We start from the raw sequence: 14498 nt of genomic DNA on the forward strand, positions 1-14498 counted from the left end.
ACCGTATCAGGCCCAGTTATCTGTCTTGCGGGTTGGCTTCAGCCAGGGCAGGACTACGGCGATCAGAACGCCGGCACCCACCAGCATGGCGCCCAGTAGCATGAAATCCGACTCCTTCTTGGCTTCCAGGCGCTCGTTCTCCGCAGTGAGGACCTCCACTTCCTTGCGCAGCTGCTGATTACTTTCCTGCAGCTCCCGGTTGCGACGGTCCAGGGTAAGTGCGTTGGACGATACTTCCTTGATGCGCTCGAGTTCGGTGCTGAGGTTGCCCACCCTCGACTCGAGCGTTTCTTCGGAAGACGCCAACTCGTTGCGTTCGGCGCGGAGCGAACTCAGTTGTTCCTGGCTTTGCTTGAGTTCGGCCTCTGCCTGTTCGAGCCTTCGCTGCGCGGCGGATAGACGGTCGCGAGCGATGGGTTCTGCCGACAGGTAGCGGGTGAGCACCCAGCCTTCCTGTCCATCGGACGTGCGTACCCTGCTGTATCCCGACGCGTCCTCTTCCAGCACCTCCAGTCGCGTGCCGGAAGTAAGGCTGTCGAGAATCCGGAATTGGTTACCCGCACCGCTACGCAGCATGATCAGCAGTTCATCATCGACGTATCGGGTCTGGGCCAAAACCGGGATCGAAAGCGCTGCCAGTAAGACAGCCACCAGAAGCTTGTTAGGTACGAGTAGCTTGCTCGGTGAAAACAGCTTGTTCAGTGCGAATGGCTTGTGAATCACAACGAATCGTTCCTGCTTATTTTCCGGACGCATCCCGGGGTCCTGAATCAGGTCGGCCAGGTCGGGAGAGAGCGACCTTTATTGTTCCATCGGAAGGGCGGGCGATGGTGTCCCCCGACGCCGTGTAAGGCTACTTTTCAGAGGCCATGTAAACCGGGAATTCTGTCATAGTTCCCGACGCGATCAAGCGCCGACTTATTACGATCTGTCAATGCTACGTCGAATGTGTCATATCAAGGTAGCACTGGCTTGAAAGGCTTCACCATCACGCTCGCATAGACGCCGGCGGCAACGTAGGGATCATCGTCCGCCCACCGCTGGGCCGCTTCCAGCGACTCGAATTCCGCGACGACCAGACTACCGGTAAAGCCAGCTGGGCCAGGATCCGGGCTGTCGATCGCCGGATAGGGGCCGGCAAGCATCAGGCGACCTTCTTCCTTGAGTGCCTCAAGCCGCTCAATATGAGCGGGGCGGGCTTCCTTGCGCAGAGGCAAGCTGTTGTCCACATCCTGACTGATGATGGCGTAGTACATGGCTATCCCTCCGGGGTTGCACTGGCCTGATATCGGGTCGAAGCGTATCCTGTGCCGTACATTAAAGGGTTAGGCACCATATGACCATATCTGCAACACAATCTGTCCGAATTGACCTGCATTGTCACAGTACAGCATCTGATGGTGCGCTTAGTCCCGGCGATGTTGTCAGGCGTGCAGCGGACAATGGTGTAACCCACCTGGCTCTGACCGACCATGACACGACCGCAGGTTTGCCGGAAGCGCGGCAGGCCTCACTGGATGTGGGGCTGAGTTTGATCAACGGAATCGAATTGTCCTGCCAGTGGCGCTCCCACACGATTCATATCGTTGGCCTGGGATTTGATGACGAGGATCCGCAATGGCAAGCGGCCCTAAAAGAACAGGCCGATAATCGTTGGCAGCGAGCCCGCATGATCGAGGAACGCCTGCGTAAGTTGGGTGTCGACGACCTGCTGACGAAGGCCACCGGGGCTGCCGGTGGCGATGTCCCGGGTCGGCCCCATTTTGCCCGGATACTGATTGACGAGGGTGTAGTAAGGGATAACGGCCAGGCGTTCAAACGTTACCTTGGCGCTGGCAAGCCAGGCGATGTAAAAGCGTGCTGGCCTTCACTCGAAGTGGTCACCGGCTGGATACGGAGTGCTGGCGGTATCGCTGTGGTGGCGCACCCGAAGAAGTACAAGATGACGGCTACCAAGCTGCGGGCACTGATGAAGGATTTTGTCGACGCCGGCGGGCAGGGCATGGAGGTGCTGACTTCGGGTCAGTCCAGTGGGGATTTGGGGTTTCTGGCGGAGCTATGCCGGCGGGAAGGTTATCTGGCTTCCCAGGGGAGCGATTTCCACTTCCCTGGTGCGGCTTGGTGTGACCTTGGGCGCTTGCCCGGCGTACTGCCCGAGGGCCTGGAGCCTGTCTGGCGCCATCTGCCAGGGCTCCAGGAGGCCCTACGCGGGGACGTGAAATTGCAGGTACAGATCAGTCAATGAATCGGGAATGGCATCGGCCATTTCCTGGCTAAGCTTCTCGCTACTGCGCACGCGCTCGAAGTCCTCGTCCTCGAACAACCCGGACAGGGCCAGCATTGGCAACAGCAGATCCGCGGTTTTCTTTTCGTTCATCTCTAGCCACTCGTCTTCATGCTGGAGGAAGGTGTCGACGAATCCGGCGCACCAGTTTTCCAGAGCGTTCATCGGATCGCCGTCTTCAGGCTCCGGCAGTTCCAGGGCTTCTCCCCGGTCCAGCGACACGGTCATCGCTTCGCTCATCTTGCGAACAGCATGATCAAAGGCTTCCGGCACGCCCGAGGAGGGCACTTCGTCCAGCCCGGTGGCAATAAGGAACATGGCCTTTGAGTCCAGTTCGTGTGGGCCTACGACGCTGGCGCTGACCACACCATGCAGCCCGAAGAAATCCAGGGCATCGTCGCCCCAGGGGTCGGCGAACAGGATATCTTCAACGGCTTCGATTTCTTGTGGAGACAGCATTCTTCAAACTCTCCCGATTGGGCGGCACGACACGATTGGACGCTATTATAGCGACTGTATCGGCAACACAGTAAGTTTCCGGGTTACCGGATATCAATGGTCTTTTTGCTGGAAATTGTAAGGACGTAGAAAAAAGCGGGTGCCCCTAGGGGCACCCGCTCTATCTAGCGTAGGGCTGCTGGCGTTCAACCGCTGTCGCCAGGGAAGCCTTGTCTAGCCCTTCGACGACTTGCTGTCGTCGTTGCTTTGCTTGCCTTCGGCCTCTTTCTGGGCGGCCAGTTGCCGTTTGCGCACTTCCCGGGGGTCGTTGTAGGCACGACCGGATTCAGTCAACGCAGGCGCGGTGTCCGCTTCGGATTTCTCCGAGTCGGGACCTGCCGCTTTTGGGTTTTCCGCCTTGGGCTGGTCCGCACCTTTCTGTTGGGCGGTGTCGACCGCCTCTTTTGGAGCGGAGGATGCTTTTGGCGCCTCAGGCCGCTGCTCTGAAGGCTGCTTCTGCGCTTTTGGCTCCTCATCACCCAGTGGCGATTTGGGTACGGAGGCCTCCTTGGGGGCTGCGGGCTCTTCCTTCGCGGACGGCCCTTTTTTAGCTAAAGGCTCTTCTTTAGATGAAGGCTCTTCTTTAGATGAAGGCTCTTCTTTAGATGAAGGCTCTTCTTTAGATGAAGGCTCTTCTTTGGCTGAGAGCTCCTTCTTGGCCGAAGGCTCCTGCTTGGCTGAGGGCTCCTGTTTGGCTGAGGGCTCTCCCTGAGCTGCAGGTTCCTGCTTGGGCGCAGGTGTCTTGCGTGCGGGTGCCTTCTGTTCGGTTTTCGGACTTTCCGCAGCTGGAGCTGACTTGTCGTTAGGCTCGGCTTTATCCGACTTTGATTTACCCTTGTCGTCAGGCTGCGACGATTTCGGTGTCTCTGCCGGGGCTTTGGCTTCCCCGTCCTCCTTATCTGACGACGATTTACCTTGCGCCGCGCTGGTAGGCTTCTCAGTGGCCGGCTTTTCGACCTTTGCTTCGGTTGCCTTGTCTTCCACGGGCGTAGCGGGTGCTGGCTTCTGCTCGGCCTTGGCCTTGTTCGCCTCACCCGCGCTGTTCTCAGCCGTTCCAGGCTTCGGCGCTTGCGACGCGGACTTTACCTCTTCCTTGGCAGGTTTGGCTGTTTCCGCATCAGCCTGCTTTGCATCACCTTTAGGGGTGCTGTCGGCTGGCTTGGCTTCGGCCGGCTTTTGTGTGTCGCCAAGGGCTGCCTGTTCAGGTTTTTCACCCTGGGTTTCAGGCTTGTTCGCAGGCTTTTGCTCCCGCTTCTGGGCCTCGGCGGACTGTTTATCCTGCTGCTTGTCCGCTGCCGGAGGCTTGCCCGACTTGTCATCGGAGCTTGACTCAGCGAGCGGTGCGGCCTCTTTTTTCGAGGACGAGTCGTCGACTTTCGCCGTGTCTGGCTTGTTGGCCTTGCGTTCTTCGCTGCGACGCTGAGTCGGTTCTACTGGCGAACCGTCGCGGTTGCGCTGCCGACGCGGGCGACGACGCTTGTTGTCGTCGCCACCTTTACCCTGTTGCTGGCTGTCCTTGCCTTGTGGGGCGTCTTTAGCCTGCTGAGTATCCTTGCCTTGCTGGCTACGCTTGTCATCACCGCGGTTGTCGCGATTATCCTTGCGCTTGCCGGAACGGTCGCCACCTTTATTACTATTGTCCCCCTGGCCACCGCGATCACTTCGCGCCTGCTGTTGCTGGTCGCCGCTGCGACGGCCGCGGTTGCGGCGATTGCTGCCTTCGCTATCGCCCTGGCGGCGGTCGTTCTCACTCTGACGACGATTGTTATTGCCGCCCCGATTGTCGTCGCGAGCAACGCGTGACTTGCGGCGGTCCTGGCGGCCGCCGTTGGAGTCGCGGCGCTGGGACTGGTTGCGGCCGCTGCTTTCACGCTCACGGCCGGCATCTTCGGCGGATTCTTCATTGAAGAAGGCGGAAATCTTACGCGACAGACGCTTGAACAGCCCCTCCTCCTGCTGGTCAGCAGGTTGAGGCGGCACTGCTGCTGTCGCCGTCGAAGCGGGTGCGGGTGCTGCCGGACGAATACTCTTGACGGCCGCTTCTTCGCGCGCAGGCTGTTCCCGGGCGGTCTGGATTTCCGCGGTTTCCTCTTCCTTGAACTCGCTGGCGATTTGATAGCTGGTTGTGCGATCGACAGCGCTGACCTCATCGTCACGCACGCGGAGGATTTCGAAGTGCGGCGTATCCATGTGTGGATTGGGCACGACCAGCACGGTCACTTCCTGGCGGGCTTCGATATCGGCCAGTTGCTTGCGTTTTTCGTTGAGCAGGAACGTCGCCACGGATACCGGTACGATGGCGCGAACTTCGCCGGTCTTGTCTTTGGCGGACTCTTCGAAGATCAGGCGCATGATGCTCAACGCCAGTGACTCGATACCGCGGATGGTGCCCTGGCCATCACAGCGCGGGCACACTTCGCTGCGGGTCTCGCCCAGGGAGGGGCGCAGGCGCTGACGGGACATTTCCAGAAGTCCGAAGCGCGAGATTTTGCCCACCTGGACTCGTGCACGATCCAGTTCCAGGGCTTCGCGGACCTTCTGCTCAACTTCACGCTGGTGTTTGGCCGGCGTCATGTCGATGAAGTCGATGACGATCAGGCCGCCGATATCCCGTAGACGAAGCTGGCGTGCGATTTCCTCAGCCGCTTCCAGGTTGGTCTGCAGCGCGGTTTCCTCGATATCCTGGCCTTTCGTGGCGCGAGAGGAGTTGATGTCGATGGATACAAGGGCCTCGGTCGGATCGATGACGATCGAACCGCCGGATGGCAGTTTCACTTCGCGCTGGAACGCGGTCTCGATCTGGCCTTCGATCTGATAGCGACTGAACAGGGGGATCTCATCCTTGTACAGTTTGATCTTGTTTTCGAAGGAAGGCATGACCGCCTGCACGAAGCTCAGCACGTCTTCGTGCACGATCTCGGAATCGATCAGGACTTCGCCGATGTCCTGGCGGAGATAGTCGCGCACGGCGCGGATAATGACGTTACTTTCCTGGTGGATCAGGAAGGGCGCCTGCCGACTGCCGGCAGCGTCGGTAATGGCCTGCCAGATCTGGGTCAGGTAGTTCAGGTCCCACTGCAGCTCCTCGGAGCTGCGGCCGATACCCGCGGTGCGCACGATAACGCCCATGTTGCGGGGTACGTCCACGCCACTCATGGCTTCTTTGAGTTGCGCGCGCTCATCGCCTTCGATGCGGCGTGATATGCCGCCGGCACGAGCGTTGTTGGGCATGAGTACCAGGTAGCGGCCGGCCAGCGAGATGAAGGTGGTGAGTGCGGCACCTTTGTTACCACGCTCTTCCTTATCGACTTGGATAATGACTTCCTGACCTTCGGACAGGACATCCTTGATATTGATCTTGCCGTCGATGTCTTTCGGCGACTTCTTGAAGTATTCCTTGGAAATTTCTTTCAGGGGAAGGAAGCCGTGGCGATCGGCACCGAAGTCCACGAAGGCGGCTTCAAGGCTGGGCTCGATACGGGTGATCTTGCCCTTGTAGATGTTTGATTTCTTCTGTTCCCGATTGCTCGCTTCGATATCGAGATCGAAAAGTCGTTGACCGTCTACCAATGCAACGCGCAACTCTTCAGGATGTGTTGCATTTATGAGCATTCTTTTCATGAAGAACGAGTTTCCTGTCAGTTAACGACGGAAACCGGCCAGATTGGCGTTCATCGGCGAGGCAGGATGCTGCTGGCTGCAAATAGGGCAGCCGGACACAATCAGGCGGCGACGGAAGACCGTCCACCGTGCCTGAAAAGGCTAACGGCTTGTTTTTCCAGCATATGCAGGGAGTAACCGCAACAACTCAGTGTCAAATGACGCATGCTATCCAGTTCAAGTTCACACCGGCGCCAAGGTCTCACGTCATATTCGTAAGCTGGACGGCCCGGTCCGGCGTGATTGCAATGATTCTTCGCGATGTCACCCGCCGGTTTTCCGTGCGGATTGAACACGTCCTACCTCAAACCCTGGGCCCGTTATAGGTCAACAGGCGTTGAGGAGGTGCCTTTCTTGCTCAGCGCGGTGGTCAGGTCTTGTCCGGCCACGGCTTTCAAAGTCTCGACCACCTGCTTTCAAAGATTCAAATAGTGTCGGTATACTTCGGGCTCGCTTGAATCAGCCACTCCGATTTTTAAGTGTCGATTCTGAGCATAAAAGCAGGCCGGAACATAGCAGTATTCCTCCGACCCGTCAATCCTGCACAGTTGTACCCGGAACCACGCAGAACCATGCCCAGGCAAGCCCCAAACAGAAAACGCACCCACGCCGATACGCGCCGCCCCAAGCCCACCGAACGCCGGCGTAGGCCGGAGCAGGCTGCTGCCGTCAAGCAGGACGCTGCGCCCAAGCCCGGCGTTCGGTGGGTGCGAATCGACGAGGAAGGTGCCGGGCAGCGCCTGGATAACTTCCTCATCACGCAATTGAAGGGCGTTCCTCGCAGTGTAGTCTACCGCATCGTCCGCAAGGGAGAGGTGAGGATCAACAAGAAGCGCTGCAAGCCCGACTCCCGGTTGGCGGCCGGGGATGAGGTGCGCATACCGCCAGTCGTACAGAAGCAAAAGCCGGAGACGCCGGCGCCCAGCGCTCGAGTACGCCGGCTGGTCGAGGGCGCGGTTATTTTCGAGAACGATCAGCTTATCGTCGTCAACAAGCCCCAAGGTATGGCAGTCCATGGTGGCAGCGGGCTCAGTTTCGGCTTGATCGAGGCCTTGCGCGCGGCCCGTCCCGACGCCCGTTTCCTGGAGCTGGTGCATCGGTTGGATCGGGATACGTCCGGGCTGATCATGGTGGCCAAGAAACGTTCGGCCTTGCGTCATCTGCAGGATGAAATTCGCGGCAAACGGGTCACCAAGCTTTACCATACGCTGGTGGCCGGTCACTGGCCTGCCAGCCGTACCGAGATCGACGCGCCGCTCGAACGATTCGAGTTGCGATCCGGCGAGCGCATGGTCCGCGTCTCGGATGCGGGGAAGGTGGCGCTGACGCGCTTCCAGGTGCTGGAGTTGTTCGATGGCTACAGCCTGGTCCAGGCTTTCCCGGTTACCGGGCGCACTCACCAGATTCGTGTTCACTGCGCCTTCGGGGGTCATCCGATCGCTGGCGACGACAAGTATATGGATGATGTCAGTTTGAAAGCGTTTCGGGCCCAGGGCGGCCAGCGGCTAATGTTGCACGCCTATGCCCTGGAGCTGGTGTTGCCTGACGGGCAGCAGGCTCGCTTCGAAGCCCCTTACGAAACCGGATTTGCCGAAACCCTGGAGCGGCTTCGTTTGCGGCGCTCAGGTGGCTGAGCTCTGGAGTTGTGCGTGAGCCGCCGATGTTGTGAGCGGCAGGAACCGATTGAAGTCGATATGGAGTCCATTTTTACATGACCCCCAAAGTAGTCATTTTCGATTGGGATGGAACGCTGATCGATTCCGTCGATCACATTGCCGATAGTTTGCACCTGGCGGCCACGGAGCTGGGTTTTCCAGCACGGGAGCGCGAGGCCTACAAGGATATTATCGGCCTGGGCATCATCGAGGCGTTGCAGAAGCTCTATCCTGGATTGGCCATGGATGAGATCCACGCTATCCGCGAAGGTTACGGGCGGTATTTCTTCAGCAAGCAGACCACGCCGCAGAGCGTCTTTCCAGGTGTCGAGGATCTGCTGGACGATCTCGCGGGGGCCCCGTCACATCTGGCGGTGGCCACCGGGAAGAGTCGCCGGGGGCTCGTTAAAGCGCTCGAAAGCAGTGGTTTGGGATCGCGCTTCGCGACAACGCGCTGTGCTGATGAGACGCGGTCCAAGCCGGACCCCGCCATGCTGATCGAGATCATCGAGCACTTCGGTATCGAGCCCCGGGAGGCGGTAATGATCGGCGACACCATCTACGACATGGAAATGGCCCAGCGTATCGGCATGCCGGCCATCGGCGTCGAGTGGGGTGTGCACCCTCGGGCCAGGCTGGAGGCCTATTCGCCTGTGGCCGTTGCCAGCGATATGGCGGCTTTACGTCAGGCGTTGTACCTGGCCTAGATCGCGGGCCTGCATGGCGAAAGTTCATCTGGGTCGCGTAGATTTCAACAGAGGCCGGCTAATGGTGTGCCGGTCCGGTGGAGAAGGGAAGAGGTATGTCTGACTGGGATAACGATGGAAAGAACAGCTGGGGCCCCTCCCAGGAACAGCGTCCCGAGCCGAAGGCGGCGCGGGAAGAGCGGCCGCGGCCCGAGAGCAGCAGGGACTGGAAGTTGATAGAGAAGCTGGTGATGTCCCTGCAGTCCGAGCAGCGCAAGAGCCGGCGTTGGGGGATTTTTTTCAAGGTCTTGACCTTCGTCTATTTGTTCGCCCTGCTGTTCATGTTCAGGGCGCCGATGGAAAGCGGTCTGGACGCTTCTGCTGGCGCGCATACCGCGTTGATCGAAATTCACGGGCCGATCGCAGCTGATGAAGAAGCCAATGCCGACAACATCGTCGGCGCCCTGCGGGATGCCTTCGAGGCGCCGGAGGCCAAGGCTATCGTCCTGCGGATCAACAGTCCTGGTGGCAGCCCGGTCCAGGCGGGCTATATCAACGATGAAATCGAACGGTTGCGCCAGGTTCATCCGGACAAGAAGGTCTATGCGGTGATCTCGGATATTGGTGCCTCTGGTGCCTACTATATTGCTGTTGCTGCCGACGAAATCTATGCCGATAAGGCGAGTCTGGTAGGCTCCATCGGGGTCGTTGCCGGCGGTTTCGGCTTTACCGGCGTTATGGATAAGGTGGGCGTCGACCGCCGGTTGTACACATCGGGCGAGCACAAGGCGTTCCTCGATCCGTTCTCACCGGAAGAGCCGGAAGAGGTGAAGTTCTGGAACCAGGTGCTCGATACCACGCATCAGCAGTTTATCGAGCAGGTGAAGGAAGGGCGCGGTGATCGCCTGGAAGACAGCGACGAGCTGTTCAGCGGATTGATATGGACGGGCGAGCAAGCACTCGGCCTGGGTCTGATCGACGGCTTGGGCAGTGCCAGCTACGTCGCCCGGGAAATCGTTGGCCAGGAAGAGTTGGTCGACTACAGCCACCGCCCATCGCCGTTCAAGCAATTGGTCGACGAACTTGGGGTTTCCGTGGGCAGTGGCGTCGCTAATGCGCTGATTCAGTCCCGTCTGGAGCTCCGGTAAGCAATAGCCAGGGGGTAGATCTTCTGCTCCCTGAGCAAGTCAATCAGTGCGATGAGGGGCAGGCCGATCAGACTGTTGGGGTCGCGCCCCTCGAAGCTCTTGAAAAGGGCGATGCCCAATCCCTCCATGCGAAAGCTCCCCGCACAGTCGTAAGGCTGCTCTACGCTCAGGTACTGATCGATTTCCTCCTCATCCAGTTCGCGAAAGTTGACGCGGAAGGGCTCGCATACATTCCAGGTGCTGCCGGTATCGGCATCCATGAGTGCCAGGCCGGTCAGGAAGAGTACCGATTCGCCGCTGCAGGCGGCCAGTTGCTGGCGGGCGCGTTCGTGGTTGCCGGGCTTGGCCAGTAGCGTTCCGTCCGCCAATTGCGCTACTTGGTCCGAGCCGATAATCAGGTGGCCCGGGTAACGGTCGGCCAGGGCTGCGGCCTTTTCTTCGGCAAGCCGGACGGCCAGTTCTTCGCCGGTTTCTCCAGGCTTTGGGGTCTCGTCGATGTCCGGCGACGCGCAGGTAAAGGGAAGGTGTAATCGTTCCAGCAAGGCCTTTCGGTAGGGGGATGATGAGGCGAGAAGCAGTGGTTTAGTGGTCACGTTCGATCCTTGGCTGCGTTTTTGCTGAGCATACCGAACCGGGCGCCGGGCTGAAATCCCTGGTGCCGGCCTGGGTAGTTGCCGAAATAACGCGCAGAACTCTTTGACAGGCGCTGGGCAGGGCCCTAAAATTGCGCGCCTATGTCGAATGCCGAGCTGTCCCGGACCATCGATCCCAACAAACTGGCCGAGCAAAACGCCAGCCTGGAAGGGGTCATCGCATTGCGCTCGCTCTCCCGTTTCGCAGATATGCTGCTCGAGTCGGATGGCGACGTCAGTGCCCGTTTGCAGTTTGGAATGGATGCTGAGCGCCGGCGTATCGTCGAAGGTCGTCTGGAGGCGGCAGTCGTTCTCGAATGCCAGCGCTGCATGTCGCCTTTGCACACGACACTGACCTCCGAATTTGCGTTAGGTCTCGTAGTGGGCGATGAGCAGGCGCGCAATCTACCGAGGGATCTCGAGCCTTTCCTGATCGAGGATTTCCAGGCGGATCTGTGGCAGATGGTCGAGGATGAGCTACTGCTCGTGGTGCCACCTTATCCCTTGCATGAGAGGGATGAGTGTCCCGCCGCGGAGACGTTGGAAGCCTTCGAAGAAGCGGGCGACGAAACAGCAGAGCCTGATTCGGAGCAGCGAGAGAATCCGTTCAGCGTGCTGGCGGAGCTCAAAAAGAAAAAAGACGGTCACTGAATAGTCAGACGCTTCGTCTGATTGGCAGTGCGTCACAGACACGGTCGGCAGCCTAACCGGTTTGGCCGGCGATTTGTTATTTTTAGCCCAGGAGTAAAATCATGGCCGTACAACAGAACCGTAAGACCCGCTCCAAGCGTGGCATGCGTCGTTCTCACGATGCACTGAGCAAGCCTACCCTGTCTGTGGAATCCACCACGGGTGAAGTGCATCGTCGTCACCACGTGTCTCCCGACGGTTTCTACCGTGGGAAGCAGGTGGTCGAGTCCCGCGACGAGTAATCGTCCGGGAGTGGCCGGCTGATTATGGCCACCGACTGTATGAAAGGTAAAGGGTGAGCTCTATCACCATTGCCATAGATGCGATGAGCGGTGATCGTGGTGCCGCCATTGCTGTCTCGGCAGCGCTTGACGCTGTGCGGGAAAACGAAGCCTTGAGTGTCATTCTTGTGGGTCAACAGAGTGAGCTCGAGGCTTCTTTGTCAGAGCCTCACCCGCGAATCCGGATCGTCGAAGCTGTCGAAGTGGTCCGGATGAACGAGCGCCCCTCCCACGCCCTTAGGCACAAGCAGCATTCATCAATGGCGGTAGCGCTACGCCTGGTACGCGATGGCGAAGCCCAGGGCTGCGTCAGTGCCGGTAATACCGGCGCGCTGATGGCCTTTGGCCGGTCGCTGCTGCGGATGTATCCGGGTATCGAGCGACCGGCGATCGTCAAACTGATTCCTTCCTTGCGTGGGCGTTGTCACGTGCTTGATCTGGGCGCCAATGTCGACGCCTCTGCCGAAAACCTCTACCAATATGCCCTGATGGGCTCGCTCATGGCGGCAGCCGTCAACAACCTGCAGGAGCCGCGGGTGGCGTTACTCAACGTCGGCGAGGAAGAGATCAAAGGGAACGAGCAGGTTCGGCTCGCCTCCCATATGCTCGCCCAGGCAGAGAACCTTAATTACATCGGGTACGTGGAGGGGAGCGACCTGTTCCGCGATGTGGCCGATGTGGTGGTTTGTGACGGCTTCGTCGGCAATATTGCGCTGAAAACCGGGGAGGGCGTCGCCAGTATGCTCATGGAGCTGCTGGATCAAACCTTTACACGCACGCTATATGGCCGTTTTATCGGCTGGCTGGCTCGCCCTACGCTGACCCGTCTGCTCAAGACTATCGATCCTTCCCGCCACAACGGCGCCAGCCTGTTGGGCTTGCAAGGTGTCGTCATCAAGAGCCATGGTAATGCCAATGAGCGTGCCATGCTGGCCGCTATCCGACAGGGTTACCGCGAAGTCCGTCTCGAGGTCCCGCGCAGGATCAACGAGCAGCTTGACGAATTAATGGTCTACTAGCGCCTCGATCGGAGCGAATGGCGTTCAGGCCATCCAATAGTCTTATTCAGCGTTTGCAACCCGTGTTTTGCAGGGAAAAGGCTTGTACCATTGGCTAATCTTCTCAGAAAGGAAACAGGGGTAGACTGAGCGCCATGAAATCAGCATTTCTTTTCCCGGGCCAGGGATCGCAATCGGTAGGCATGCTGGCTGAAGCCGCAGAGACATGGCCGATTGTTGCCCAGACATTTTCGGAAGCCTCCGAGGTCCTCGGCTTCGATCTTTGGTCTATTTGTCAGAACGGCCCCGAAGACGAGCTCAACTCCACTGCCGTAACCCAGCCAGCGCTCCTTACCGCGAGTGTCGCTCTCTGGCGCCAGTGGTTCGTAGCTGACGGCCCGCGTCCCGATTTTCTTGCGGGTCACAGCCTTGGCGAATACAGCGCGCTCGTCGCCGCGGAAAGCCTTAACTTCTTCGACGCGGTGAAGCTGGTCCGTCTGCGCGGTGAGCTGATGCAAAACGCGGTGCCTGCCGGTAAAGGACGTATGGCGGCGGTGCTCGGACTCGAAGACGATGTCGTCATCGCGGCCTGCGAAGATGCCGCCGAAGGTGAGGTGGTCGCCGCCGTAAACTTCAACTCCCCGGGGCAAGTGGTGATCGCCGGTAACGCCTCGGCGGTTGATCGGGCCATCGAGATCTGTAAAGGCAAGGGTGCAAAGCGCGCGCTGCCGCTGCCGGTGAGTGTGCCGTCTCATTGCGATCTCATGAAACCAGCGGCGGAAGAACTAGCCAAGGCATTGGACGACGTCAAGTTCAACGATGCTGTCATACCGGTCGTGCAGAATGTCAGTGCTGCGCCGGAACAGGATAGCGATGCGCTTAAGGACAATCTCCTGCGCCAGCTCTATTCGCCGGTCCAGTGGACCGATTCCGTGCGTTACCTGACGGAAGAGGGCGTTTCGGTGGCGATCGAGTGCGGTGCGGGCAAGGTGCTTGCAGGTTTGGCGAAGCGCATCGATCGAAATCTGACTACATTTGGAATTGAGAATCCCGATTCGCTGCAAAAAGCCCTCGATGGATTTTCAAAATAAGCGTTTAGGAGAAGGAAAGCGTTATGTCGCTTGAAGGCAAGGTTGCCCTGGTTACTGGAGCCAGCCGTGGCATCGGACGCGCGATTGCGCGTACCCTGGCTGCTAAAGGCGCCGAGGTTGTCGGTACCGCGACCACCCAGAACGGAGCGGATGCGATCACCGAAGACTTCCAGTCCCGTGGTGAGAACGGTTATGGCCTGGTTATGGACGTTGCCGATGCAGAAAGCATCGACGTCGGTCTCAAGACAATCGCCGAGAAATCCGGTGCTCCTCTGATCCTGATCAACAACGCCGGTATTACACGGGATAACCTGTTGATGCGGATGAAGGAAGAGGACTGGGACGCGGTGATTGCTACCAATCTCAGTTCGGTCTACCGCACCAGCAAGGCAGTCCTTCGTGGTATGGGTAAGGCTCGCTGGGGGCGGATCATCAACATCAGTTCCGTAGTCGCGGGTATGGGCAATCCTGGCCAGGTGAATTACTGTGCCGCCAAGGCCGGCGTGGAAGGTATGACGCGCAGTCTCGCCAAGGAGATGGCCAACCGTGGTATCACCGTGAACAGTGTTGCACCCGGTTTTATCGATACGGATATGACGAAGAAACTGGACGATGGCCAGAGGGACGCTATGATGAGTGTCATTCCTGCGGGCCGTCTGGGGGAACCTGAAGAAGTTGCTGCCGTAGTCGCGTTCCTGGCGTCGCCGGAAGCAGCCTATATTACAGGCGAATCCATTAACGTGAACGGCGGTATGTTCATGGGATAATGGAGCTGTTCAGAAGCTCCTGAAGTCTTGTTGTAATCCCTTGAACAACAAGCCTTTAGCTTCAAACCCTGCTTGTTTGCGGGTGGGGATTAAACTAAACTGCACGCG

14 protein-coding genes are annotated in these 14498 nt (G+C 58.9%); 9 read left to right on the plus strand and 5 right to left on the minus strand.

Going from position 1 to position 14498, the window contains the following annotated elements; genetic code table 11:
- Positions 1-6: 6 nt before the first annotated feature.
- Together RE428_RS09775 and RE428_RS09780 are read right to left on the minus strand one after the other, a co-directional pair.
- The gene (locus tag RE428_RS09775; protein ID WP_004581819.1) at positions 7-756 is read right to left on the minus strand and encodes a TIGR04211 family SH3 domain-containing protein; all 750 of its coding nucleotides are present in this window, start codon (positions 754-756) and stop codon (positions 7-9) included.
- Between the two features lie 200 nt (positions 757-956).
- Positions 957-1256 carry a YciI family protein gene (locus RE428_RS09780; protein ID WP_004581820.1) on the minus strand — a complete coding sequence of 100 codons (300 nt, stop codon included), beginning with the start codon at positions 1254-1256 and terminating at the stop codon, positions 957-959.
- 80 nt (positions 1257-1336) lie between these two features.
- Here RE428_RS09780 and RE428_RS09785 point away from each other — a divergent pair, with 80 nt between their 5' ends.
- A complete protein-coding gene (locus tag RE428_RS09785; RefSeq protein ID WP_004581821.1) occupies positions 1337-2245 on the plus strand; it encodes a PHP domain-containing protein in 909 nt (302 codons plus the stop codon).
- On the opposite strand, the gene RE428_RS09790 is transcribed toward RE428_RS09785, so the two are convergent.
- Both RE428_RS09790 and rne read right to left on the minus strand, forming a co-directional pair.
- Complete coding sequence (locus RE428_RS09790) at positions 2204-2743, minus strand: YecA/YgfB family protein (protein ID WP_004581822.1); 540 nt, start codon at positions 2741-2743, stop codon at positions 2204-2206. The genes RE428_RS09785 and RE428_RS09790 overlap by 42 nt on opposite strands.
- Before the next feature lie 213 nt (positions 2744-2956).
- Complete coding sequence (rne, locus tag RE428_RS09795) at positions 2957-6403, minus strand: ribonuclease E (protein ID WP_040882623.1); 3447 nt, start codon at positions 6401-6403, stop codon at positions 2957-2959.
- 611 nt (positions 6404-7014) lie between these two features.
- Between rne and rluC the strand changes: the two genes are divergently transcribed.
- The 3 genes from rluC to RE428_RS09810 all read left to right on the plus strand — a co-directional run bounded on the left by rluC (position 7015) and on the right by RE428_RS09810 (position 9931).
- Positions 7015-8076, plus strand: coding sequence for a 23S rRNA pseudouridine(955/2504/2580) synthase RluC (gene rluC, locus RE428_RS09800; RefSeq protein ID WP_004581824.1), 1062 nt, complete (start codon positions 7015-7017; stop codon positions 8074-8076).
- Between the two features lie 77 nt (positions 8077-8153).
- A complete protein-coding gene (locus RE428_RS09805) occupies positions 8154-8804 on the plus strand; it encodes an HAD family hydrolase (RefSeq protein WP_004581825.1) in 651 nt (216 codons plus the stop codon).
- 95 nt (positions 8805-8899) lie between these two features.
- Positions 8900-9931 carry a S49 family peptidase gene (locus tag RE428_RS09810; RefSeq protein ID WP_004581826.1) on the plus strand — a complete coding sequence of 344 codons (1032 nt, stop codon included), beginning with the start codon at positions 8900-8902 and terminating at the stop codon, positions 9929-9931.
- Here the strand turns inward: RE428_RS09810 and RE428_RS09815 are convergent.
- Complete coding sequence (locus RE428_RS09815) at positions 9907-10524, minus strand: Maf family protein (protein ID WP_004581827.1); 618 nt, start codon at positions 10522-10524, stop codon at positions 9907-9909. The two genes, RE428_RS09810 and RE428_RS09815, sit on opposite strands and share 25 nt — an antisense overlap.
- Positions 10525-10665: 141 nt before the next feature.
- Between RE428_RS09815 and RE428_RS09820 the strand changes: the two genes are divergently transcribed.
- The 5 genes from RE428_RS09820 to fabG all read left to right on the plus strand — a co-directional run bounded on the left by RE428_RS09820 (position 10666) and on the right by fabG (position 14390).
- On the plus strand, positions 10666-11214 hold the full coding sequence (locus RE428_RS09820; RefSeq protein WP_004581828.1) for a YceD family protein: 549 nt from the start codon (positions 10666-10668) through the stop codon (positions 11212-11214).
- A 101-nt stretch (positions 11215-11315) separates the two neighbouring features.
- The gene (rpmF, locus tag RE428_RS09825) at positions 11316-11495 is read left to right on the plus strand and encodes a 50S ribosomal protein L32 (RefSeq protein WP_004581829.1); all 180 of its coding nucleotides are present in this window, start codon (positions 11316-11318) and stop codon (positions 11493-11495) included.
- 53 nt (positions 11496-11548) lie between these two features.
- Positions 11549-12553, plus strand: coding sequence for a phosphate acyltransferase PlsX (plsX, locus tag RE428_RS09830; protein WP_085988668.1), 1005 nt, complete (start codon positions 11549-11551; stop codon positions 12551-12553).
- Between the two features lie 134 nt (positions 12554-12687).
- On the plus strand, positions 12688-13623 hold the full coding sequence (fabD, locus tag RE428_RS09835; RefSeq protein WP_040882625.1) for an ACP S-malonyltransferase: 936 nt from the start codon (positions 12688-12690) through the stop codon (positions 13621-13623).
- A 23-nt stretch (positions 13624-13646) separates the two neighbouring features.
- A complete protein-coding gene (gene fabG / locus RE428_RS09840) occupies positions 13647-14390 on the plus strand; it encodes a 3-oxoacyl-ACP reductase FabG (RefSeq protein ID WP_004581832.1) in 744 nt (247 codons plus the stop codon).
- The last annotated feature ends 108 nt before the right edge of the window (positions 14391-14498 follow it).

The sequence above is a fragment of the Marinobacter nanhaiticus D15-8W genome, assembly GCF_036511935.1.
GTDB lineage: Bacteria > Pseudomonadota > Gammaproteobacteria > Pseudomonadales > Oleiphilaceae > Marinobacter_A > Marinobacter_A nanhaiticus.

Bases quoted from the DNA above. Each gene is read 5' to 3' on its own strand.
- rluC (WP_004581824.1), top strand. From the start codon at position 7,015: ATGCCCAGGCAAGCCCCAAACAGAAAACGCACCCACGCCGATACGCGC.
- fabG (WP_004581832.1), top strand. From the start codon at position 13,647: ATGTCGCTTGAAGGCAAGGTTGCCCTGGTTACTGGAGCCAGCCGTGGC.
- RE428_RS09790 (WP_004581822.1), bottom strand. From the start codon at position 2,743: ATGCTGTCTCCACAAGAAATCGAAGCCGTTGAAGATATCCTGTTCGCC.
- RE428_RS09780 (WP_004581820.1), bottom strand. From the start codon at position 1,256: ATGTACTACGCCATCATCAGTCAGGATGTGGACAACAGCTTGCCTCTG.
- RE428_RS09785 (WP_004581821.1), top strand. From the start codon at position 1,337: ATGACCATATCTGCAACACAATCTGTCCGAATTGACCTGCATTGTCAC.
- fabD (WP_040882625.1), top strand. From the start codon at position 12,688: ATGAAATCAGCATTTCTTTTCCCGGGCCAGGGATCGCAATCGGTAGGC.
- RE428_RS09820 (WP_004581828.1), top strand. From the start codon at position 10,666: ATGTCGAATGCCGAGCTGTCCCGGACCATCGATCCCAACAAACTGGCC.
- RE428_RS09810 (WP_004581826.1), top strand. From the start codon at position 8,900: ATGTCTGACTGGGATAACGATGGAAAGAACAGCTGGGGCCCCTCCCAG.
- RE428_RS09805 (WP_004581825.1), top strand. From the start codon at position 8,154: ATGACCCCCAAAGTAGTCATTTTCGATTGGGATGGAACGCTGATCGAT.
- rne (WP_040882623.1), bottom strand. From the start codon at position 6,403: ATGAAAAGAATGCTCATAAATGCAACACATCCTGAAGAGTTGCGCGTT.
- RE428_RS09775 (WP_004581819.1), bottom strand. From the start codon at position 756: ATGCGTCCGGAAAATAAGCAGGAACGATTCGTTGTGATTCACAAGCCA.
- rpmF (WP_004581829.1), top strand. From the start codon at position 11,316: ATGGCCGTACAACAGAACCGTAAGACCCGCTCCAAGCGTGGCATGCGT.